This window comes from Candidatus Kapaibacterium thiocyanatum (genome assembly GCA_001899175.1).
In the GTDB taxonomy this organism is placed as follows: domain Bacteria; phylum Bacteroidota; class Ignavibacteria; order Kapaibacteriales; family Kapaibacteriaceae; genus Kapaibacterium; species Kapaibacterium thiocyanatum.
Map to the genome: position 1 here is coordinate 716,847 of MKVH01000024.1, position 21,630 is coordinate 738,476.

The 21,630-nt window shown below is 58.4% G+C and carries 23 protein-coding genes; 13 read left to right on the top strand and 10 right to left on the bottom strand.

Annotation, left to right across the window (positions count from 1 at the left end):
• Positions 1 to 11 precede the first annotated feature (11 nt).
• Positions 12 to 2,051: a hypothetical protein gene (locus tag BGO89_11645; protein ID OJX57148.1), complete on the top strand. Its 2,040-nt coding sequence runs from the start codon at positions 12 to 14 to the stop codon at positions 2,049 to 2,051.
• A 79-nt stretch (positions 2,052 to 2,130) separates the two neighbouring features.
• Here the strand turns inward: BGO89_11645 and BGO89_11650 are convergent, their stop codons facing one another.
• Positions 2,131 to 2,913 carry a hypothetical protein gene (locus tag BGO89_11650; GenBank protein ID OJX57149.1) on the bottom strand — a complete coding sequence of 261 codons (783 nt, stop codon included), beginning with the start codon at positions 2,911 to 2,913 and terminating at the stop codon, positions 2,131 to 2,133.
• 9 nt (positions 2,914 to 2,922) lie between these two features.
• On the opposite strand from BGO89_11650, the gene BGO89_11655 reads away from it, so the two are divergent.
• From BGO89_11655 to BGO89_11665, 3 genes are all read left to right on the top strand, one after another.
• Positions 2,923 to 3,150 carry a hypothetical protein gene (locus tag BGO89_11655; GenBank protein ID OJX57150.1) on the top strand — a complete coding sequence of 76 codons (228 nt, stop codon included), beginning with the start codon at positions 2,923 to 2,925 and terminating at the stop codon, positions 3,148 to 3,150.
• A gap of 125 nt (positions 3,151 to 3,275) precedes the next feature.
• On the top strand, positions 3,276 to 4,394 hold the full coding sequence (locus tag BGO89_11660) for a restriction endonuclease (GenBank protein OJX57151.1): 1,119 nt from the start codon (positions 3,276 to 3,278) through the stop codon (positions 4,392 to 4,394).
• A gap of 136 nt (positions 4,395 to 4,530) precedes the next feature.
• Positions 4,531 to 5,625: a redox-regulated ATPase YchF gene (locus BGO89_11665; protein OJX57152.1), complete on the top strand. Its 1,095-nt coding sequence runs from the start codon at positions 4,531 to 4,533 to the stop codon at positions 5,623 to 5,625.
• Between the two features lie 28 nt (positions 5,626 to 5,653).
• Here the strand turns inward: BGO89_11665 and BGO89_11670 are convergent, their stop codons facing one another.
• Entirely contained in the window at positions 5,654 to 7,555 is a 1,902-nt protein-coding gene (locus tag BGO89_11670; GenBank protein ID OJX57153.1) for a hypothetical protein, read from the bottom strand.
• A gap of 157 nt (positions 7,556 to 7,712) precedes the next feature.
• Here BGO89_11670 and BGO89_11675 point away from each other — a divergent pair, with 157 nt between their 5' ends.
• The 7 genes from BGO89_11675 to BGO89_11705 all read left to right on the top strand — a co-directional run bounded on the left by BGO89_11675 (position 7,713) and on the right by BGO89_11705 (position 14,118).
• Positions 7,713 to 9,608: a hypothetical protein gene (locus BGO89_11675; GenBank protein ID OJX57154.1), complete on the top strand. Its 1,896-nt coding sequence runs from the start codon at positions 7,713 to 7,715 to the stop codon at positions 9,606 to 9,608.
• Between the two features lie 115 nt (positions 9,609 to 9,723).
• A complete protein-coding gene (locus BGO89_11680; protein OJX57155.1) occupies positions 9,724 to 10,428 on the top strand; it encodes a hypothetical protein in 705 nt (234 codons plus the stop codon).
• Positions 10,421 to 10,819 carry a hypothetical protein gene (locus tag BGO89_11685; protein OJX57156.1) on the top strand — a complete coding sequence of 133 codons (399 nt, stop codon included), beginning with the start codon at positions 10,421 to 10,423 and terminating at the stop codon, positions 10,817 to 10,819. The genes BGO89_11680 and BGO89_11685 overlap by 8 nt, the downstream gene beginning before the upstream one ends.
• Positions 10,816 to 11,457, top strand: coding sequence for a hypothetical protein (locus BGO89_11690; GenBank protein ID OJX57157.1), 642 nt, complete (start codon positions 10,816 to 10,818; stop codon positions 11,455 to 11,457). Before BGO89_11685 ends, BGO89_11690 begins: the two co-directional genes overlap by 4 nt.
• A 69-nt stretch (positions 11,458 to 11,526) precedes the next feature.
• Positions 11,527 to 12,198 (top strand): hypothetical protein, encoded by a 672-nt coding sequence (locus BGO89_11695; protein ID OJX57158.1) that lies wholly within the window; start codon positions 11,527 to 11,529, stop codon positions 12,196 to 12,198.
• 2 nt (positions 12,199 to 12,200) lie between these two features.
• Entirely contained in the window at positions 12,201 to 13,175 is a 975-nt protein-coding gene (locus tag BGO89_11700) for a tRNA epoxyqueuosine(34) reductase QueG (protein OJX57159.1), read from the top strand.
• Complete coding sequence (locus BGO89_11705; protein OJX57160.1) at positions 13,159 to 14,118, top strand: thioredoxin-disulfide reductase; 960 nt, start codon at positions 13,159 to 13,161, stop codon at positions 14,116 to 14,118. The genes BGO89_11700 and BGO89_11705 overlap by 17 nt, the downstream gene beginning before the upstream one ends.
• 11 nt (positions 14,119 to 14,129) lie before the next feature.
• Here the strand turns inward: BGO89_11705 and BGO89_11710 are convergent, their stop codons facing one another.
• The 4 genes from BGO89_11710 to BGO89_11725 form a co-directional block, all read right to left on the bottom strand.
• Positions 14,130 to 14,627 carry a hypothetical protein gene (locus tag BGO89_11710; GenBank protein OJX57161.1) on the bottom strand — a complete coding sequence of 166 codons (498 nt, stop codon included), beginning with the start codon at positions 14,625 to 14,627 and terminating at the stop codon, positions 14,130 to 14,132.
• Between the two features lie 97 nt (positions 14,628 to 14,724).
• Entirely contained in the window at positions 14,725 to 15,291 is a 567-nt protein-coding gene (locus tag BGO89_11715) for a hypothetical protein (protein ID OJX57162.1), read from the bottom strand.
• 327 nt (positions 15,292 to 15,618) lie between these two features.
• Positions 15,619 to 16,245: a hypothetical protein gene (locus BGO89_11720; protein OJX57163.1), complete on the bottom strand. Its 627-nt coding sequence runs from the start codon at positions 16,243 to 16,245 to the stop codon at positions 15,619 to 15,621.
• A gap of 194 nt (positions 16,246 to 16,439) precedes the next feature.
• Positions 16,440 to 17,087 (bottom strand): hypothetical protein, encoded by a 648-nt coding sequence (locus tag BGO89_11725; GenBank protein ID OJX57164.1) that lies wholly within the window; start codon positions 17,085 to 17,087, stop codon positions 16,440 to 16,442.
• Positions 17,088 to 17,641: 554 nt separating this feature from the next.
• On the opposite strand from BGO89_11725, the gene BGO89_11730 reads away from it, so the two are divergent.
• Complete coding sequence (locus BGO89_11730) at positions 17,642 to 17,914, top strand: hypothetical protein (GenBank protein ID OJX57165.1); 273 nt, start codon at positions 17,642 to 17,644, stop codon at positions 17,912 to 17,914.
• 444 nt (positions 17,915 to 18,358) lie between these two features.
• Positions 18,359 to 18,556: a hypothetical protein gene (locus BGO89_11735; protein OJX57166.1), complete on the top strand. Its 198-nt coding sequence runs from the start codon at positions 18,359 to 18,361 to the stop codon at positions 18,554 to 18,556.
• Here BGO89_11735 and BGO89_11740 read toward each other — a convergent pair.
• From BGO89_11740 to BGO89_11755, 4 genes are all read right to left on the bottom strand, one after another.
• Positions 18,532 to 19,131, bottom strand: coding sequence for a hypothetical protein (locus BGO89_11740; GenBank protein OJX57167.1), 600 nt, complete (start codon positions 19,129 to 19,131; stop codon positions 18,532 to 18,534). The genes BGO89_11735 and BGO89_11740 overlap by 25 nt on opposite strands.
• Before the next feature lie 246 nt (positions 19,132 to 19,377).
• Positions 19,378 to 20,004 carry a hypothetical protein gene (locus tag BGO89_11745; GenBank protein OJX57168.1) on the bottom strand — a complete coding sequence of 209 codons (627 nt, stop codon included), beginning with the start codon at positions 20,002 to 20,004 and terminating at the stop codon, positions 19,378 to 19,380.
• Positions 20,005 to 20,135: 131 nt separating this feature from the next.
• The gene (locus BGO89_11750) at positions 20,136 to 20,765 is read right to left on the bottom strand and encodes a hypothetical protein (GenBank protein ID OJX57169.1); all 630 of its coding nucleotides are present in this window, start codon (positions 20,763 to 20,765) and stop codon (positions 20,136 to 20,138) included.
• Between the two features lie 141 nt (positions 20,766 to 20,906).
• Complete coding sequence (locus BGO89_11755) at positions 20,907 to 21,503, bottom strand: hypothetical protein (protein OJX57170.1); 597 nt, start codon at positions 21,501 to 21,503, stop codon at positions 20,907 to 20,909.
• Between the last annotated feature and the right edge of the window lie 127 nt (positions 21,504 to 21,630).

Below are 21,630 nucleotides of genomic sequence, written 5' to 3' on the forward strand. Positions count from 1 at the left end.
CATACGGAGTCATGACGATGAAACGATACATCATGATCCTGGTGCTCCTGCTGGGATGGAATACGATGCAGGCTTCCGGTCTGCTCGAAGTGAAGGGGCGAAGTGGACTGTGGTCGGTTCCGGACTCGGGGTTGCGGGTGCAGACGACGATCCGTGAACAGGTTGCCGTAACGACGGTACTGCAGCGCTTCCGCGTCATGAACGACGGAAGGATGCGCTACGGCTTTCCGCTGAGCGACAAGGCGACCGTGACGAGTATCAGATGGAGAACAGGTGGTACGTGGTATGCCGGGACGATGCATACATCGGATACCGTGGCGCCGAATGGCGGTGGCGGCGCCCCATCGTGGATCTTCGACGGTTTCGGCACGAGTCCGTTCATCTTTCCGTTCCGTGACTCGGCGCATGCCGGCGATACGATCGACGTCGAGCTGACCTACGTCGAACTTCTCTCCCTCACCGACGGCAGGATCACCTACGCCTTGCCGGTCATACAGGAGTCGGGCCTGGTCGACGAATGGACACTCGACATCCGAAGCGAGCGACGGATAGCGGATGCGATGGAGCATGCCGATATCGGTAACGGTTCCGACGACGTGTTCACCGACCGAACCGTCCGGATCGTCCGCCACGATGTACCGAGAGAAAAGGGCCGGATCAGTTGCGAGTTCCGACTCGAATCCGATGGATTGCGGATGAACGTCCTGAGCACCAAGCCTGCGGACGAAGACGGTTATGCCATCATGCTTGCCGAACCTGCGTCGAGAATCGAGGATGGAGACATCCTGTCGAAGAGATTCACGTTCGTCCTCGATGTATCGGGGTCGATGAGCGGCGCCAAGATCGGTCAGGCCAGGGAAGCAGCCATCTACTGTCTTCAGCATCTCAACGTGCGGGACAAGGTTAACGTCATCACCTTCAGCAGCGCCGTGCGGCCATGGAAGACCGAACACGTCGATGCTACGCCGCAGGCCGTGGAACAAGCCATCGCCTATGTGCAGAAGGCCGAGGCCGATGGCGGGACGAATATCATGGGGGCGCTCGTCGCCGCGTTGCAGCAGTATCGGAATGCCGACGACGTGAACGTCATCGTCTTCCTCACGGATGGTCAGGCTACGGTCGATCAGCAAGCCATCGTGAATGCGAACAGGTTCCAGACGAGGATCTTCGTCTTCGGTGTGGGCGACAACGTCGACGAACCGTTGCTGACCGACCTCGCCACACGCAACAACGGGGGCATCGAGATCATCCGTACGGTAGGAAATACGCTCGATCGTATCGCGGCATTGTATAACCATATACGGAATCCTATCGTCAAGAATCCGATACTTTCCTTTACGCCGGATGTCGTCTACGATGTCCATCCGCTGGTCGTACCGGACGTCTACGAAGGCGAACAGATCGTACTGGCCGGACGATACAGCCAGCCGGGTGAGAACACCGTTACCGTACGCGGTACGGACACGCGTGGTCCTGTCGAGCATACCTTCGCTGCCCGACTCACGGATGACAGTACAATGAATCTCTTCGTCCCAAAGCTATGGGCACGATTCCGGATCACGGACCTTCTCGTCCTTATGGAGAAGGAAGTCAAGGACAGTGATCGATGGAAGGAATGGCGTGATGAAATCATCCGTCTCGGCCTGCGGCATGCCATCGTCACTCCTTTCACGACATATGAGGATAACGGTCAGCCGGATGATGGCAATGACGGAGGAGGCGACGATGGTGGGCAGGTCCTGAGCGTCGAGGAGCAAGGGTCGGACATCATCACGACGTCGTTCGTGTGCCGCCCGAATCCCGTTTCGACGGAGGCGACGCTTTCGCTCGTCCTGCCGGAAGGTTTCGAACGCCACGTGACCATAGAGCTGATGGATCTTGCCGGACGGACCGTCCGGACGCTATACGAAGGTAGTCCAATGGAATCCGAATTCGTGCTCCAGTGGCAGGCCGTACATACGGATGGTCTGCCGCTTTCGCCTGGAGTCTACTTCCTGCGTGTACGTGTCGGATCGATCGTGCATCACTTTCATGTGCACGTCGTCCGATAACGGCATGCTCCCTGCATGATGGCGGGGCCATGGGTGCGAACCCGTGGCCCTGCTGTCGTTATGCCATGCCGTGGAGCGATCAGGGATCCATTCTTTTCAGGATCACCTCGGTCCCGTTCCCTTCGAAGGTGATGGTATCGTCGTCGATGACTCCCCATGTCGAACCGAGGACGTCCATGATATACTGCGGCAGGGTCCTGCCTATGCACAGGGTCGGACATACAGCGGCCTGGGCCCATATCTGGATGCTATCGGCACTGCGCATGTGGTACGGCCATGTCGTCGTATGACAGTCGGAGCATGGAGCGATCACATACCGGTCGGTCTGGTGGAAACCTATGGCGAAGGACGATACGAGTCGTGGGTCATCGAGATGCGCTTCGATCTTCCACTGCGTTCCTCGGAGTGGCTCGGGGGCACGGAAATGACGATCGACGGAGACGACGATGAGGCGCTGTGCACGCTGGCGACTGGCCACGTCGTGAAGAGACATGGAGACCATCGTGGCTTCCGTGCTGTCCGTCGAGGAATAGGTGGACGGTCCGTTGGCTGCGAGGATCCCTGACGACATTACCTGTGCCCAGGCCGTCGAATCGCCGCGCAGCGTTCCCTGACCCGAGGCATTCACGGTCAATGTCTGGTTCTCCACGTACTTGTACATGCGGACGGCGGCCAGGCCGCCTCCGCCATATCGTTCTTCGAGGATGTAGCTCCATCCGGAGCGTACGAGGGTGACCACATGTTCCCCGTGATTCCTCATGCCGAACGATACCGAGGTATCACCGGTTGACCGAACCGCGTCGATGACGTCAGTCAGTTGCATCGACCACGGGATGATGGTCGTATCGTGCAGATCGCCCATCGTCCGCGAATGCCACCACCCGGTATCGAGGGAGGCGATGAATCGCGTTGCACGCGGGTTGATTTGCCGAACGAAATTGGCAGGCAAGCGGGGAGCGACGACTGGCTCGGGCTGCGCCTGAAGTGGTGGGCAGGCTATCGCCATGAAAAGGAGCAGAGCCGGAATGATGGCGTGTTTCATGTGGTCTGGGAGGCATTGGGGAGGGGACGGTTACAATTCGGAGACGTGAACGGGTAGAATCTGGCTTGATACGGGCGATTTTCGTATGCTTGCATCCAAATCGTATCGATACTTAGTACGTAGTGATCATCATACTGCTACGTGATCGTTGTTATCCGTAATTACACTCTACGAGGGTTCCGATGGACTTCAAAGACCAGGTCAAGCAGCTTGGGGATAGGATCGCAAAGCTGCGGGAGAGTATCCAGACCGAAGAGGCGACAAAGAATGCATTCATCATGCCATTCATCCAGAGTCTGGGCTATGATGTCTTCAATCCGATGGAAGTGGTTCCTGAATTCATTTCGGATATCGGGACCAAGAAAGGAGAGAAGATCGACTATGCCATCATGAAAGACGGCCAGCCGGTGATTCTTGTCGAATGCAAGCACTGGAATCAGAATCTGAATCTTCATGATGGCCAGCTTCTACGTTATTTTCATGTATCAAAGGCAAAGTTCGGAATCCTTACGAACGGCATTACCTATCGGTTCTATACGGATCTCGTAGAGCCGAACAAGATGGATGACAAGCCATTCCTCGAGTTCCGCATCGATGAAATCAAGGACGTCCAGGTCGAGAAGCTCAAGGAATTCCACAAGAGCTACTTCGATGTCGAAAGCATCGTCAATACGGCCAGTGAGCTGAAGTACCTTGGAGAGATACGTACCATCATCCAGCGGGAGATTCAGGAGCCGTCGGACGATTTCACTCGCTATTTCGCGAGACTGGTCTATCCCTCGATGGTGACCCAGAAAGTGCTGGACCAGTTCAAGGATTTCGTACGTAAGTCGTATTCGCAGTACATCAACGATCTTATCAACGAGCGTCTGACGATGGCGATGAACAAGTCGGCGGTCGCCGAACCCGTCGCTGAGCCGTCGGGGACGACCGGTGACGATGTACACCCCGAGAAATCCAGCATCGTTACGACACAGGAAGAACTCGAGGCTTACTACGTGGTGCGGGCTATCCTCCGATCCTCGATTCCGGCCAATCGTGTCACCCATCGTGATGCGCAGTCGTACTTCAACGTTCTGCTCGATGATACGAACCGTAAACCCCTATGCCGGTTCATCCTCAAGGAAGGCAGGCGGGTCATCATCACGTTCGACGCCGCCAAGAACGAGACACGGCACGAACTGACCAGCCTGAACGATATCTACAAGCATTCGGATGCCATTCTGGCGATGGTCGGGATATACGATAGCCCCAAGGCCATTCCCGAGCCATCCGTCGCCCTGCCTTCCATGGCTGACTGATCCCGAAAAGTCCAACATGCCGGCTCGGATTGTATTTTTGCAGTTCTGTCGAAGCCGAAACCTGCCCGGATCCCGGATCCGTGTGGGAGATCGTCGTCGATCCCGAACCTGAAATCATTCAATCCGAGCCTGATCCATGGCCATTGCCTGCGGAATCGTCGGCTTGCCGAACGTCGGTAAGTCCACCCTCTTCAATGCGTTGACGTCGAACGAAGCCGAAGCCGCCAACTATCCGTTCTGCACGATCGATCCGAACGTCGGTATCGTGAACGTTCCCGATCCCCGGTTGAAGAAGCTGGTGGACGGATTCCAGACGGACAGGGAAGTGCCCACGACCGTCGAATTCGTTGACATCGCCGGCCTCGTCAAGGGAGCCTCGAAGGGCGAAGGTCTCGGCAACCAGTTCCTCGGCAACATCCGCGCCTGCGACGCCGTGGCCCACGTCGTCCGCTGCTTCAGCGACGATAACGTGGTCCACGTGCACGGCGACGTGAACCCGTTGCACGACATCGACATCATCGAAACGGAGCTCATCCTGAAGGATGTGGAATCCGTGGAGAAGCGTATGGAAGGTGTGCAGAAGAAGGTCCGTGCCAACGACAAGGATGCCAAGGAAGAATTCGAGATGCTCGATCTTCTTCAGAAGCACCTCGACGGGGGCAAGCCTGCGCGGTTGTTCGAGCGCGACGAGAAGACGGGCGCGTGGATCCGTGCCATGCAGCTCCTCACGGACAAGCCCGTGATGTATATCGCCAATACCAACGAGGAAGGCGTCAAGAACGGCAATCAGTACGTCGATGCCGTCCGCAAGCGCGCCGCCGAGGAAGGCGCCGTCGTCGTGCCCATCTGTGCGAAGATCGAATCCGAAATCGCCCTGCTGGACGAAGCCGATCGCGACCTCTTCCTTGCCGATCTGGGTATGGAAGAACCCGGACTGGATCGCGTCATCCGCGAAGCCTATTCGCTTCTCGGCCTCATCACGTATTTCACCGCCGGAAAGAAGGAATGCCGTGCATGGACCGTCCGCAAGGGCAGCACGGCGCCACAGGCCGCAGGCGTCATCCACACGGACTTCGAGAAGGGCTTCATCCGCGCCGAGGTCATGGCCTACGACGAATGGAATCGCCTCGGAAGCGAGCAGGCCGTGAAGGATGCGGGCCTGTATCGTGTGGAAGGCAAGGAATACATCGTCAAGGACGGTGATATCATGTATTTCCGGTTCAACGTCTGATCTTCACACCTTCCGTCGGGAGGCCATGCTACACCATGATCTCCCACACACTCTTCAACGTGGCATGATCGGCCACATGATCCATGAAGCCCTTGTAGAAGGGATGGGCGCCGATCGTCGAGCCGTCGCCGATAACGACGAGTTTCTTGCGCGCACGCGTCATCGCGACGTTCATACGACGGATGTCCTTGAGGAAGCCGATGTCGCCGTCGTCGTTGCTGCGGACGAGGGAGATGACGATGACGTCGCATTCCGAGCCCTGGAAGGAATCCACGGTATCGACGTCGAACGTGCGGAACGATGAGGCGAAGCGGTGCTGCAGGTCCTGCTGCATCATCCGTACCTGACCTCTGTATGGGGAGATGATTCCGACGCTGATGGCCTCGTGACCGTCCGTTTCGGCGAGTTCGCCGAGCACGTGATGTACGAGCTCCACTTCACCGGGATTGCAGAGCGATTCCGCCCCTTCGCCCGGTTGCTCCGTCCAGCCCTTGCCCGATGTATCGATGAAGACGAGCGATTCCGTGATCGGTGCATCATCCGGGAACGTGTGCAGCGAAACGTCGGGATGCGCCGTGACCGCGCCGCCGTAGAAGGCGTCGTTGCTGTAGCGCATGATGACGTGATTCATCCGGTACTGTTCCGTCAGCAGTGAAACGGTATGAGGTTGCGCCTTGATGCTCCGTTCCAGCAGCGTCGTGGAAAGTCCCATGCCCGCGGCCTGTTGCGACAGTACCGTCGGCGGCAACTGGTGGGGATCGCCGGCCAGCACGACGCGGTCCGCGCGCGTGATGGGAATCCATATGGCCGGATCGAGGCCCTGTCCTGCTTCGTCGATGACGACGGTACCGAACTGACGACCCTTCAGTTCATGATTGCGGGAGCCGACGAGCGTGCATGTGACCACGTCGGCCTGGCCGAGGATGAGATCCGTGACCTGTTCCTCCATCCTGCGGGCATCGCCGACGATGTTCTTCGCCTCGTCCAGGAGGAGTTTACGCTGACGTGCTTCGTCGCGTCCGAACTTGCGTTTGTACTGCAGCGCCATACGACGGAATTCGTCGGCCCTCTTCTTCAATGCCTTGATGTCGTCTGCCATGCCGTGCGACTTCCATCGTTCGCTGAGCGTATGCTGCATCACGGCGGGATCGACGCGGGAGAGATTGCCGATTCGGACGACGTCCATGCCCGCGGCCGCACAACGCTCGGTGAGGAGATCGACGGCGCTGTTGCTCGGCGCACAGACGAGGATGGGACGTTGCCTGGCTGCGAGATGCCGCACGGCTTCGACGATGGTCGTCGTCTTGCCCGTTCCCGGAGGACCGTGGATGATGGCCACGTCCTCGGCCGAAAGGACGTTGGCGATGGCATCGCGTTGCGATGCGTTCAACGACGGGGGGAGCGGGGGCAGGGCAAGGCCTTGCTGCATGGATGCTCGTTCATCGCCGAGCAGGACATCGCGGAGATGGGCCAGCCTGTCGTCTTCGGCCGTTGCGACACGATCGAGAGCCTGTTCCATGTCGCGGAAGCCTGAAGCGTCGAAGACCAGCTCGAGGCCGATCCTTCCCTCGTCCAGCCATTCGGGATGGTCGTTGCCGCGGAGGATGATATGGGCGACGTTGCCGTTGACCCAATGAAGGACACCCGGGGCACGGAGTGCACCGCCTCCCTGTTCCATCGAGAACAGTTCGGCAGGTTTTCCACCGGACATCTGATGTGGTTGATTGCTGCCAGGCGGACGTTCGACGACGACGAACGGATATTCTCCGAAGCCGTAGCCCGTTTCCCTGATCCGTACCGGATACCAGCAGATGCCTTCGCCCACACGCTGCCGTACGGGTGCATGTTCGACCAGCGCCTTGTACCGGTCGGCATGCGCCGCCCGCTCTACGTCGAGGGCGGCCTTGAGTCGTCGTAATGTATCGTTCATCGCCGGCAAACCTACCAATACCGTAGAACCTACTATAGCACTTTGCGTAAATTTGGCCTCATTTTTGCAAGCACGTTGACAACCTTATCCAAACTACACGGTAGTACGTATGAAAATTCGTGTCACAATTCTCTCCATCGCGGTAGTTCTGGCCTGCGTGGCCGGTGCTGTATCCGTATCGGCGCAGTCGCTGCCGTACGTACCGTGGCGTTTCGGCGCCAACCTCGGCCTCAACTACAACCTGGCCGGTGTCGGTTATGCCAACTGGGTGAGCGATCCTGCCCGTCCCTTCGGACAGTACATCCCGAAGGTCATCAACGACGGCTCGGGGCTCGGCCTCTATGGCGGTCTTTTCGCCGAGTATCGCAGCCGTACGTGGTGGGGACTCCAGCTCCGCGCATCCTACGACATGCGGAATCTCACGACGAAGGACGACCAGTCCTACCTCAAGCCGGGTGGAGGTTATTACAGCGACGAATACAAGTTCAACAACAGCTATATCGCCATCGAGCCCCGACTCCTGATCTATCCGATCACGGACAACGGCTTCCATATCTCCGTCGGCCCCGGCCTTGCCATCAAGAGCGCGGCCACGTTCGACTATACCCCCGAAGGCGGCACGGCGCGTACGGGAATGGAGATTCCCAATGCATCGGGCGTGACGTACAATGCGACGCTTGGCCTTGGCTACGACATCTTCCTCTCCCAGCCGTCCGAAGAATCGCAGTGGATCCTTTCTCCGTTCGTCGAAGGCACGTGGCTCATGAATCAGCGCGGTGTCGACTTCCCGAATCTGCAGGGATCGCTCGACGACGCACTGAGCACGGTAACGATCCGCGCAGGTATCGGTATCAAGTTCGGCAAGAACGAAGACGTCAACAAGGTCTCGTCCGAAAACCGCTTCTTCCGTGTCAGCCCTCCCGAGGACGGTATCTACAGCAAGTCCGTCATCGAGGAATTCTATCCGATGCTGCCGTACGTCTTCTTCGATCGCAACAACACGGCCATCCCTTCCCGCTACGTTCTCGTTTCGTCGGGTGAGACGGTCGACTTCATGAAGATGAAGGGCTTCGATGCCGAAGACCTCGCCAATCGCGAAGCACAGGCATATCGTACGGGCGAAATCTATCTGAACGTGCTCAACATCTTCGGTGCGCGTATGCGCGCCAACCAGTCGGTTACCGTCGAACTCGTCGGTTCCGATCCGATCGAGAAGAACGGCGACGTTCTCGCCGAATCCGTCAAGAAGTATCTCGTGGACGTATGGCAGATCGATCCGGCCCGCATCACGACGAAGGGGCAGATCAATCCCCGCATCGTGTCCGGTACGGCCCGCACGCCGCAGGAGGACCGTCCGCTGGTCGACCTCGAGAACCGTCGTGTGGAATTCGTCTTCAGCAATCCCGATCTCGCCCGTCGCGTCCATGTCAAGGCCGTGCGCGACGCATCGATCGAGAACAACATCCTGATCGAACTCACGACCAACGAGAGCATCGAATCGTGGTCGGTTCGCCTTTCGGGCAACGGCCAGAACGTCAGCTATGGTCCGTACAGCTCGGACGAAGCCCTGCTGGCTTCTACCGGTCTGCTCGGAACGGCCGAGCGTGCCGAATTCCGCGCCGAAGTCACGGCCCGTACGGCCGATGGCCGCACGCTGACGGATGCCGTTCCCTTCGAACTGTTCCGTGCCAAGAACGACGCCCGCGGCGAGCGCTATCAACTGCTCTTCGACTATGGCGAAGAGGATCCGGTAGCCCGTACCACGCCGTTCGTGCGTGACGAGATCGCGCCCCGTATCAAGGCCGGATCGCGCGTTTTCGTCCATGGGCACACGGACAACATCGGTCGTCCGGAAGTGAACCAGAAGCTCTCCGAACAGCGCGCCAAACAGACGAAGACCATTCTGGCTGCGGCCCTGCGTGCCGCAGGTCGTACAGCTCGTATCGCGTCGACAGGTCGTGGCGAAAGCCCCGACGACGCACCGATGAGCAACGATCAGCCGGAAGGCCGGATGTACAACCGTACCGTCATCATGGACGTGCTGCCGAAGTAACCGTCCGACCGCAGAATATGTCGATCGATCGAACCCCGATGACGTATAGTCATCGGGGTTCGTCGTATTATCGCAGATATCATACGCTACATTCCGGGTATCCACCCGCCGTCTTATGCCGCACTTGGGACATTCAGCCCGTATCCTCGTCGCCACGCAGGACGTGGCCACATCGCTGGCCGCCTGGCTGGCCATCGGCTTCACGCTGCTGGCTGCCGACGAATCACTTCCGCCGACGTTCGCACGATTGACGGATGGTCAGGTCATCGTCACGCTCATGCAGACGACGGTGAGCTCGCCCACGCTGGCCTATTTCAACTCCGATCCTGAGCTCCTGCACAAGGAACTGCAGGCCGGGAATCTCGGCTCCATGCCCGTGAGCCCTTCGGAACTGAATGTGACGGGGCCCGGTGGCATGGAGATGTTCGTCCATCGTCAGCCGGAAACGAAGGCCCTGCGCCCGACCCGGGAAGGAAATCCCGTTCTCGGTTACTTCGACGGAATGATCGTACCGGTCAAGGACGTGGCCCAGGAAAAGACGATGGCCGAGATGATGGGCTTCATCGTTACGGAAGAGCATGCGCAGCCGTTCCCGCGAGTGGACATGACGGATGGGCACATGTCGATCTCGCTGCAGCAGACGGCCGTGGCAGGCAGGCCTCTCGTCTATGACGGGGATCTCGACGACGATACCATCGCTGATCTGCAGGAGCGATGCGGTGATCGATGCGAGGTGTTCAGAAGTCCGGAAGGGCAGCCGCTCTTCATCCGGATCGTCATGCCCGAAGGTACCACCGTCCTGGTGATGAGCGATGAATGAACGCATCCGCATCCAGGGCCTTGCCATGGTCTCCGTCTATGCCGTGGATTTCAAGGCGTCGTTCGATTTCTATCACGACATCCTGGGATTGACGGACTGGCAGTCCATGGGAAACAATGCCGCATACTTCCGTTTCGGTGCCGCGAGCGATGGGCAACCGTATGGCATGTACCTCATCGGGGGGCGCACCGAGCCGCCGTCTGCCGATGTACATCCCGCCCGCACGACCTTCAGCTTCGACGTTCCGTCTGTCAACGCGATGTTCGACCACCTCCGGTCCCATGGTGTCCGTATGGCGATGGACGAGCCGATGGATATGGGACAGGGATATTTCTGGTTGGTAGCCTTCGATCCATCGGGGCTTCCTATTGAGTTCCTGGGCCGAGAATGACCCCTCATGCCGTTCTGTTCGACCTCGATGGTACACTGGTCGATTCGTATCGTGGTATCGTCAATTCACTTCGTATGACGTCCGCCGAATTCGGTGTGACGATTCCGGACGACGATCCCTTGCGCTGGTGTATCGGTCCGTCCCTGTGGCAGTCCTTCGCCCGTCTCCTGAATTCCGACGACCGGACTCTGCTCGATGCAGCGGTACTGCGGTACCGGGCCATCTACCGCGATGGGCCGATGTTCGACTACGACGTCTACGAGGGAGTGGTGGAGACGCTGGATCGTCTCGTCGAACGGAATATCATCTGCTACGTCGCTACGTCGAAGGCACAGATCTATGCCCGTGACATCGTGGCGTCCACGCCGATGGCAGGTCATATCCGCGAAGTCTACGGATGCGAGCTGGATGGAACGCGCGTGGACAAGAAGGAACTCATCGCCTGGGTCATGGAGCAGGAAGGGCTGTCGGCATCCACGATCGCGATGATCGGAGACAGACATCACGACATCGACGGCGCCCATCATAACGGAGTCGCATCCATCGCCGTATCGTACGGATACGGATCGAGAGAGGAGCTCGCTCACGCGGGGTATCTCGTCGATCATCCCGGGCAGATCCTCGATCTGTTCGCCTGACGTCCGATGCCGCGGAAACGGCCTCGCGTCATTCACGTCGTTCTTCACACATCTATCGTAACTACGTATATGATCCTCGTTCTTCACGGAGCCCTGGGCAGTCGCCATCAATTCGAACCGTTGGTGGAACGACTCGGCGAGCGCGGCTCGTTCCTGGAATTCACCGGACACGGTACCACTGCCGACGATGGTGGTGCATGGACGATTCCATTGTTCGTCGACCAACTGGAACGACAGCTCGACGCCGGTGCCGGCGATCCGGTGACGATCTTCGGCTACAGTATGGGCGGGTATGTCGCGATGACACTTGCCCTTCGCAGACCCGAACTGTTCAGGAACATCGTCACGCTCGGTACGAAGCTGGCATGGACACGTGAAGGTGCCGAGAAGGAAGCCGGGCGGCTGAATGCGGACGTCATCGCCGAGAAAGTCCCGGCCTTCGCGGCGGACCTGCAGCGTCGTCACGGTGCGGATCGATGGCGATCCGTCCTCGATCGTACGGCCGGTCTCATGCGCGATCTCGGAACGACGCCCCTGCTCACGCCGGAAGGCATGGCCTCGATGTCCGTGCCGGTCCGGTTCATGCTCGGTGACCGCGATGAGATGGTAGGACTCGACGAGACGGTCGCCTTCTACAAGGCCACACCCGGGGCGGAGTTCGCAGTACTTCCGTCCACTCGCCACCCGATCGAGAAGGTCGACATCGGACATGTTCTGCGTCATCTGGACGACGTGGCCTGACGATGGACGATGAGCGATACATCCGGACGCAAGCCGTGAAACAGGCTGCCCTCGATGCGGGATTCGACGCCGTGGCCATCGCCCGTGCGGAGCCGCTCGACGAAGAGTATGCGATGTATCGCGAATGGCTCGACAGGGGATATCATGGATCGATGCACTACATGGAGCGGAACGGCGAAAGCCGCAGGGATGTTTCCGCCATCGTTCCCGGAGCACGCAGCGTCGTCGTCGTAGCCAGGAACTACTACACGCCTTCTATCCATCCGGACGGAACCGTCGGAAAGCTGTCGCGCTATGCTTGGGGCGACGACTATCACGTCGTGTTGCCGCCGATGCTCGACGACCTGTGCGAGCGCATCCGTGGCATCGTACCCGGCGCTGAAACGCGACGATATACCGATACCGGTCCTGTCATGGAAAAGCAGTGGGCCGTACGATCCGGTCTCGGCTGGATGGGGAAGAACGGCAATATCCTGCGAAGGGATATCGGTTCGTGGTTCTTTCTCGGAGTGGTCATCACGACGGCGGATCTGGAGGCCGACACGCCGATGGCCGACTACTGCGGTACCTGTACGGCCTGCCTCGATGCCTGTCCGACACAGGCTATCGTCCAGCCGTCGGTCGTCGACGCCACGAAGTGCATTTCGTACTGGACGATCGAGACGAAGGGGGATACGGACATACCTCTCGAGATAGTCCGGAACCTCGACGGCTGGCTCTACGGCTGCGATACCTGCCAGGACGTCTGCCCCTGGAACCGCTTCCAGACGCCGACGTCGGAAGCGCGCTTCGAACCCAGGGAGGGAGAAACCTTCCTGAAACTTGACGACGTGTTAAATTTGCAGCCTGATAATTTCGTCATACGCTTTCGAAACAGTCCCATCAAGCGACCCAAGCTGGCGGGACTTCAGCGTAATGCACGCGCCCTAGGGGCACACCATTCGAACAACAGGGATATTCATGGGTCAGAATCATAGCACCATCGCCATTATCGGATCGGGTCCGGCAGGATTCACTGCAGCCTTGTACGCCAGCAGGGCGAATCTCGACGTCGTGATCTTCGAAGGCTTGCAGCCGGGTGGACAGTTGACGATCACGACGGAAGTGGAGAACTATCCGGGCTTCGAACATGGTATCATGGGACCGGAGATGATGGAAGTCTTCCGCAAGCAGGCCCACCGTTTCGGAGCACGAAGTATCTACGAACTCATCTCGCGTGTAGATTTCTCCAAGCGACCGTTCACACTGTGGAACGAAAAGGGAACCGAGTATACGGCGGATGCCGTCATCGTCGCCACGGGTGCTTCCGCGAAGTTGCTCGGAGTGCCGGGCGAACAGGAATTCATGGGCTTCGGCGTCAGCGCATGTGCGACGTGCGATGGCTTCTTCTTCAGGGGGCTTCACGTCTACGTCATCGGTGGTGGCGACACCGCGATGGAAGAGGCGAATTATCTGACGCGATTCGCCGAGCATGTCACCGTCGTGCACAGGCGTGAGGAGTTCCGCGCATCGAAGATCATGGTCGATCGTGTGAAAGCCAATCCGAAGATATCCCTTATGCTCAACAGCGTCGTCGAAGAGTACGTAGGTACGAACGACAATGGTGCGAAAAAGCTCACGCACATCCGCGTCAAGGACACGCAGACCGGCGTGGAGCGGCTGGTGGAGGCGGACGGGGCCTTCGTGGCGATCGGACATCAGCCCAATACGTCACTCTTCACGAATCTCATCGACATGGATCAGACGGGATACATCCAGACGCAAGGCAAGAGCAGCTATACCAACATCCCCGGTGTCTTCGCGTGCGGTGACGCACAGGACAGCGTCTACCGTCAAGCCATCACGGCTGCGGGTTCGGGATGTATGGCCGCCATCGACGCCGAGCGCTGGCTGGAAGCCGTACACGGATCGACGCATTGAGCCGGTAACGCTCAGCGTACGATCGCGATCTTCGCACGCCGGGTCTTCTTTCCCGCCTCGAGATAGATCAGATAGATGCCGATCGGCAGATCCGACAGATTGACGTCGATGTCGATGCGTGCGCTCGCCATGTGTCCTCTCATCGCATCCGTGAGGTCCCGGACCTTGTCGCCTGCCATCGAATAGATGGCGAGTGAACGGATGTCCGATCCTGCCAGCGACGGGTTGTAGACATGCACCGTCGTCGACGATTGCGCAGGATTCGGCGAAGCCGACAGATCGAACCAGGGGACCACTTCCTGGTTCAGGGACGTCGTGATGACGCTGCCGTTTCCGTTCGCGCAGCCGCAGTTGCCGAACAGCGTATTGCTCAGATCGACGGAAAGGTAATGACGTTCACCAATGGCAGGAACGTCCTGCTTCGGCTGTTGTGGTGCCGGCTCCAGCGGTGTCTGCGCATCGAGGACGCAACAGGACAGCAGGAGGGCCAGAACGATCAGCGATTTCATGGTATGCTCCGGGTAATGGTGTCGTAGTCGTGATCGGTCGTGTCGTCGACGATAATCATGGGGCGGATGGTGGGAATCCACCCCGAACAATCCTGGATCAGTAGCAGCACTTCGTCGGATACTTGCAATCGAGTGTGATGCAGTCCGCATCGCACGTGCGATCATCGGGGCATTCCGAAAGTACCCGGGTGATGCATTCGCCCGTACCGGTGCGTTCGAACTGAACAAGATTGGTACAGCACGGAGCATCCAGACAAGCTACGAGGCAGCGGTCGGCGTTGAAGACCACGCACTTCGGCCAGCTTACGATCCAGTTGAAGATGCGTTCGGATTCCGGGCACTGCGGGAAGAACGTACCGTTGCCGCAGCAGATGCCGATGGCCGCGACGGTGGCATTCATGAGCCCTTGTGCGTCGGTGGTCGTGAAGCCATCAGGGCAGATGCTCTTGATGACCGTACGGGCGCTGATGGGAAGATTGTCCGGATTGCATGGCTGGACGCCCTTCTTGGGAGGGCAGTACGATTCGTTGCAGTAGGTGACTTTCACGAAGGCGCTTCCGGTAGGACCGAAGCAGATCTTGATGAGCTGGCTTTGCTCTTCCGAGGGAAGGCAACGACAATTGTCCTGGGCAGTGGCCCGTGTGGTGGAGGCGAGGAACAGCATACAGATGAGAAGTACACTTCCCGCCACATAACGACAGAAGGTTGACTGTGACATCAGAAACCTCATAACAAAAAGTATAAACCACTATATCGTTCCGAACCCCACCCGGAACGCGTAACAATAAGGAAAATCCTGACGAATGCAAAGGATCGCATCGTAACGAAACCGGCACACGGACGACCGTCGGGTCGGCCGCCTTCAGGCGGATATGGCGGGGCGACGACATGGACCGCCCGCTACGGTCACATGACATAGCGTCGATCGGGCCGGGTATGGAAAACGGCCGGTGGGGACGGCCGTTCGGAAGTACTCTATGGACAGTCGTCGTTACCAGCAGCACTGCGTCGGGAAGAAGCACTGCAGTTCCGTGCAGGTGCTTGACGTGCACGACGTAGGATCGGAACAGTTGTCGAGGATCAGCGTTTCGCAGAGCCCGGGAGGATTGCCCGGGAAGAATGCGACCCTGAAACCGCAGCATGGTGATCCTGGACAGGGGACGAGACACCCGGTGGCATCGAACTGGACGCACTTGGCCCATCGGACGATCCAGTCGGCACGGGTAGCTCCAGCAGCGCAGGCGAATATTCCCGCCTGGTCACCGCAACAGAATCCCATGGCCGAGATGGTGGCATTCATCAAATTCTGTGCGTCCGCCGTTACGAATCCTATCGGACAGATCCGGTCGATGACGGTCCTGGCATTGATCGGGTCGTTGGGTGGATCACAAGGGTCGGCCGTCGTCGGTGGCCCCGGTGGGCAGTAGGTCTCGTCGCAGAATGTGACGTCGACCTGCTGCATGGCGCCATTGAAGCATATCGTGATTCGTTTCGTCGTCTGCATCGTCGCAGGACAAACGCAGAACTGCGCCGTCGCCTGACGGCTCTCGAACACCATGCCGGCAAGGAAGATCAGAACTCCGATCACGGCACGATGGAAATACGGTGTTCTTGACATCGGAAACCTCATGATAACGGATGATAGTACCTATGATATCTGAAACCCCACTCAGATGTTGATCGCAAGATAGATGATATTCATGTATACCAAATGCGGTATTCCGATCACGGCGGCATATCTACGATCTCGGCCGCGTGCAGGCGGCTTCCGACAGGACGACCGCCTGCGAAACGGTCGGACCCTCACAGTCGTTACCAGCAGCATTCGACAGGATAGCTGCAATGGAGCCGGATCGGGAAGCCCACGGGTGTCGTGGAGAGCTCACAAGGGACAGGAATGACCTGTGGAGTGCAGTCGTCGAGCACGGTCGTCCGGCATACGCCTGCTGTCGGGTAGTTCGGGCGGAATTCCACGAGGAAGGAGCAGCATATGGACTGGTCCGTACCCTGCAGACATCCGGAAAGATCGAAGTAGACGCACTGAGGCCAGGATATCATCCAGTTGTATGTCTGGTCCGTATCCGGGCATTCGAACAGTTCCGCCTGGTTACCGCAGCATAGTCCCAGGGCTGCGACCGTCGCATTCATGAGTCCCTGGGCATTCATCGTCGTGAAGCCGACGGGGCATACCTTCCGGACGACGGTGCGAGCGGTGACGGGGAGGTTCCGGGGATTGCAGTCGCCCGGATACGGTATGGCAGGACAGAACGTCTGATTGCAGTAGGTCACCTCCACCTGCCGCATCTGATGGTCGAAGCAGACCGTGATCTGCCTGACGATGTAGTCGGGCTCCGGACAGGCGCATGGTTGGGCCATGATGTCCGATACCGGAACCGTGAACAGAAGGAGGACAGGAAGAGCTATGGTCAGGAGACAGTGACGAAGGCTAGGGGAGGACATAGGAACCTCGCGACATACGAACCTCGCGGTGAGTATGGGGAGAAACATGGATACGGCATCTGAACGTCGGGGCGTCATCCATGATGATGGATACGATAGACGTATGGTCGATCGGCGGGGACGGCCGACCATACGTGGTTCCGCGAGGTATTGTCGGATATCACCAGCAGCACGATGCGGGAAATGGATCGCAGGCAAGGTCGATGACGGGCGCACCGCCTACTACGACCGGTGGGCATATTCCCGGTACCGTACAGCTCTTGAGGACAGTCGTTTCGCACAGCCCTGGTGTCGGAGTGTTCGGTCGATAGCGTACGACGGCTCCGCAGCATGGTCCACCCTCGTGAAGATCCAGGACACCGGCGGTGAACGATGCGCACTTCGGCCATCGTACCAGCCATACGTACTCGTTCGTCGAGGATGGGCAACTGAACAGCCCGGCCTGATTACCACAACAGAGCCCCATCGCCGCGATGGTGGCGTTCACGAGGCCTTGAGCATTGGTCGTCGTAAAGCCGAGGGGAGCGATTCTCTTGATGAGCGTGCGTACGTCGATGGCGACCGAGGTCGAGCAAGCGTCGGTGGTCGTAGATGCCGGACAGAACTTTTCGCTGCAGTATGTCACGTCCACCTGGCGATACTGGCCATCGAAGCAAATGGTGATTCTTGTGACGATCTGTGGCAAGGTACAGATACAGTCGGCCTGGGCGCTGGCAAGTGCCCCTGGTACTATGGAACCTATGAGAACGAACAGCATCCAGATGAGCACTCGGCGACGAATTGATTCGGACATCGAAACCTCCATGAAAAGAATGGTGTTGTCATGAGTCCTCGAACCCCCGCTCGCAGGACCCGACGATGGATACGATTCTGCTTGATATTCATACTGCCATCCGGATAGCGGCAGTGGCCGCCGTTCGGGTCAGGGCGGTCGCAGGGTGCCACGATCATACTCGAGACTCATGCCTCCGTACAGACGGACTACAAGACCTTCCCTTCGCCGATATCACGTATCGGCGAGAGCGGTACCCGCAGGTCGATGACGATGGAAGAAGATTCGTGACATCGGGATCTTCCATCAGGTTGCAGGACATGACGGCGCGATCCGGAATTCTACCGGTGTCGCCGTACTCCCTGAGCACAATAACAAGGATTCCGCGATCCGGTTACAAACATGCTACGAGCAGGGCTGGGAGGCTGGTCCTGCGGGTGGTTACCGGCAGCAGCTGACCGGATCGTTTCGAGCTGGATGCAGGTCGTGCCGCTGGGCGGTGCAGGACAGGGCAGATGATGTGTTCGGGCAGGCATTGACGCATCCGACCGTATCGAAGAAGACGTATTCCGGTTTGCGGACGATCCGGTCGTATTCCGGCAAGGGATCCGAAACGAACACAGGCGACCGGTGGGGACGGTCGCCTGTGGAAATCTTCGTTACAGCGGACGATTACCAGCAGCAGTTGATCGGATAGTGGCAATCGAGCTGCAGGCAGTTGAAGCCGGCGGGCGGCGGCGGGCAGGGCGTCGGATCCGAGCAGTCTGCCAGGATCGTGGTCTCGCACTGACCCGGCATCGGGAAGTTCGGACGGAAGCGGACGAGAGCACCGCAGCACGGCGTGTTCGGGCAGGCGTTAAGGCATCCTGCAGCGTCGAAGTAGACGCACTTCGGCCAGCGGACGATCCAGTTGTATTCGGGTGCGACGATCGTGCAGTCGAAGATGCCGGCTTTGTTGCCGCAGCACAGTCCCATGGCCGCGACTGTCGCGTTCATGAGTCCTTGTGCATTGGGTGTAGCGAAGCCGATAGGACAGATCCTCCAGATGACCGTACGGGCGCTGATCGGAACGTTCGGGACGTTGCACGGATCCGGAATGACACGCGGCGGGCAGAACGTCTCGTTGCAGTACGTGACTTCGACCTGGCGGATCTGGCCTTCGAAGCAGATGTCGATGACCTTGACGCGCTGCATCGTTACAGGGCAGTCGCAGTTGGCTTGAGCGCTTGCACTAGCGCTCGACATCGTCATGCCGGCAAGGATGATGAACATGCCTACGAGCAGACGACAACAGAATGTTCTTGTTGACATCGGAAACCCCTAGAAAAAAAGAACGATAAAAGAGAATATATCCCCTCTGAAAACCCCACTCAGAGTTGGCCAACAATAAGCAAAAGCTTCTTCGAATGAAAGTAAATTCTGATGTTACCTGTATTGCGTAGCGATTACGTACGCCTGGAACGACGAGAGGACGACCTCCATTGAGATCGCCCTCGTCGTTCACGGAGTCGTGCAGGATTACCAGCAGCATTCCACCGGGTACCGGCATTCGAGGCGGATGCAGTCGCCTTCACAGTCGACCGGATCGTCGCATGAGTGGAGGACGTCGGTGATGCACTCGCCCGTCGTCGTCTGCGTAAAGCGAACGAGATGCGTACAGCATGGTGTGTTATCGCAGGCATAGACGCATTGGGCGGCTACGTCGAATCGTACACACTTCGGAGTCGTCACCAGCCAATGGAAAGGAGCCTGGGGATCCTTGCATGGAGGGAAGAAATGATAGCCACTGCAGCAGATACCCATCGCTGCGACGGTGGCATTCATGATCACCTGCGGATCGGCGACAATGGGGCCGCCGTCGATGATGCATACCTTCCGGATGATCGTGCGTGCATTGATCGGAAGATTGTCCGGATTGCATGGCTGAACGCCGCGTTCCGGAGGACAGTAGTTCTTGTTGCAGTAGGCGACGATCACGGTGCGGTTCATACCGCCCACGCAGATCGTGATTGTAGCGTTCTGTTCCTGATCGGGAGGACATCCACAGATATCCTGTGCGAACGTATCCGTGGCGGGATGGAACATGGCTGCCATGAGCAGGAGCGTACAGACGAATACGCCGAGAAACGAATGTTGACGTGACATCGCGAACCTCTTGAGAAGAGTGGTGAATGAAGCCCTGTATCCTGTCGGACGTAGGCCTTGTATCGTAGAGAATCCACGAGCACGATCCGTGGGGAAGATCATGCCCGCAGGATATCATCCGTATATCGGAATTACAGGCAGCACTTGACAGGGTAGCGGCAGGCGAGGCGGATACAGTCCGCCGTCGGGCAATCCCGCTGATCGTCGCAGGTCTTGAGTATGCGCGTTTCGCACGTACCGGAGGCCGTCTGTGTAAAGCGAACGAGATGCGTGCAGCACGGCGAATCGTCGCAGGCCCAGACGCACTGTGCGGCCGCATCGAACTGGACGCATAGCGGTATCGTGACGATCCAGTGGAACGGTGCCTGTGGGTCTTCGCACGGAGGGAAGAACTGATAGTCGTTGCAGCAGATGCTCATGGCGACGATCGCGGCATCCATGAGATCCTGTGCACTCGCGAGTGCAGGGCCACCATCGACGATACATACTTTCCGGATGACCGTTCGTGCGTTGATGGGGAGATTGTCCGGATTGCAGGGCTGGACATCGGGTTGCGGTGGGCAGTAGTTGGTATTGCAGTACGATACGACGATCGTACGGTTCGCACCACCGATGCAGACTCTTAGCGTGACATCCCGCATCTGGTCGGGAGGACAGTCGCAGATGACCTGGGCCGAGGCCCGGGATCCGGGATGGAACAGGCAGGCGGTGAGCAGGAGTGTACAGATCAGTACACCGAGGAATGAGCGTTCACGTGACATCGGGAACCTCGTGATAGTAGATAGATGAATGGAACAATGGTCCTTCCTGAAACCCCACTCAGGTCGGAGTACACACCGGATATCTCATGAAGGTCTGGAACGAACGGGAGATCGTTGCGCCATGCAACGATCTCTTCTCGATCACCAGCAGCAGGTGACCGGATAGATGCAGTCGAGTTTGATGCAGGTGTTGACGGGTGATGGAGGACATTCGAGATTCTCGGAGCAGTTCGTGAGGACGGTCGTCTCACAACGCCCCGGTGTCGGTGAATTCGGACGGAAGCGAACGAGGGCATGGCAGCATGGCGTATCGTCGCATGCTTCGAGACACCCCGTGGCATCGAAGTAGACGCATTTCGGCCAGCGTACGATCCAGTGATAGACAGTGGAAGGCTGGCATTCGAAGATTCCGCCCTGGTTGTTGCAGCAGAGTCCGATGGCTGCGATCGTGGCATTCATCAGTCCCTGTGCATTGGTCGTCGCGAACCCTATCGGACAGATGCGTTTGATGACCGTACGGGCATCGATCGGAAGGTTCTGTGCATTGCAGTGATCGGTGATCTGTGTGCTCGGTGGGCAGAAGCTCTCGTTGCAGTACGTAACCTCGACCTGCCGTTGAGCTCCGTTGAAACATATCGTGATCTGTCGGGTGATGGATAGCGCAGGGGTGCATGTGCATACGCTCTGGGCACTGGTCGCCACGGTACCGAGGACGATACTGGCGATTGCGATGAGCATGACGACGACAGAGCCATGACATCGACGAACGGATGTTGACATCGGACCTCTCCTCATGACGTAATCGGATGATTGCACTATATAGAAGGTGATCGGTGGGGTCGATCACCATCATCGATCATTCGTG